The organism is Staphylococcus sp. HMSC14C01, from assembly GCF_001808085.1.
In the GTDB taxonomy this organism is placed as follows: Bacteria; Bacillota; Bacilli; order Staphylococcales; family Staphylococcaceae; genus Staphylococcus; species Staphylococcus hominis.
On the sequence record NZ_KV792020.1, the window covers coordinates 20082 to 21001 of the forward strand.

The 920-nt window shown below is 31.2% G+C and carries 1 protein-coding gene; it reads right to left on the reverse strand.

Annotated features, from left to right (window positions below; genetic code table 11):
- A partial coding sequence (locus tag HMPREF3131_RS02425) for a DUF1542 domain-containing protein (protein ID WP_176743902.1) occupies positions 1-920 on the reverse strand: 920 nt, incomplete at both ends.

Sequence of the window (920 nt, forward strand, 5' to 3'; positions counted from 1 at the left end):
TTGCTACTTCTTTTTCTTCTTCAGTTGCATCTGGTGTTTGATCTATAATTTTTTTCTTAGCAATTGCAGATTGGTCAATTTCATGTTTTGCCTCTACTTTTTTTATAATTTCAAGTTGGATTGTATTAATAACATTTATCCCTTTTGTTTTCGCGTTATCAACTCCATCATCATTTTCTGCTTCGTTGATATGAGTTTTAGCTTCTGTTAACGCTTGATCCACTTTACTTTTCGCTGCTTCTTTTTCTTCTTCAGTTGCTTCTTGCGTTAAATCAATAGTTGCTTTTTTAAGTTTAGCTAAATCATCAATTGCTTGTCTTGCTTCTGATTTTTTAACTACTGTCGGCTGAATATTATTTATCACTGTAGTGCTATTTTGTTCAACTTGATCTACGTCATTATTTGTTCTTGCTTGATCAATTCCATGTTTTGCTTTTATGACTTCTTCGTCAACTTTTGATTTCGCTGCTTCTTTTTCTTCTTCAGTTGCATCAGGTGTTTGATCAATGATGGCTTTCCTAGTTAATGCAATTTGATCAATAGCATTCTTAGCTGTCTCTTTTTTTACAACTTCTGGCTGAATGTTATTTATAGCAACAGTTCCTCTATCTTTTGCTTGATCTACATCACTATTTGTTATGGCTTGATCAATACTATGTTTTGCTTTTGTAACTTCTTCGTCAACTTTTTGTTTTGCTGCTTCTTTTTCTTCTATTGTCGCATTTGATGTTTGATCAATATTATTTTTTTTAGCTCTTGCTACTTGATCAATTAACGTTTTAGCTGCAATTTTTTTTATAATATTGGGTTGAATATTATTAATTGCTATTGTGCTATTATGCTCAACTTGATTCACATCATTATTTGTAACTGCTTGATTAATGTTACGTTTTGCTTTTGTTACCTCTTCATCAACTTTT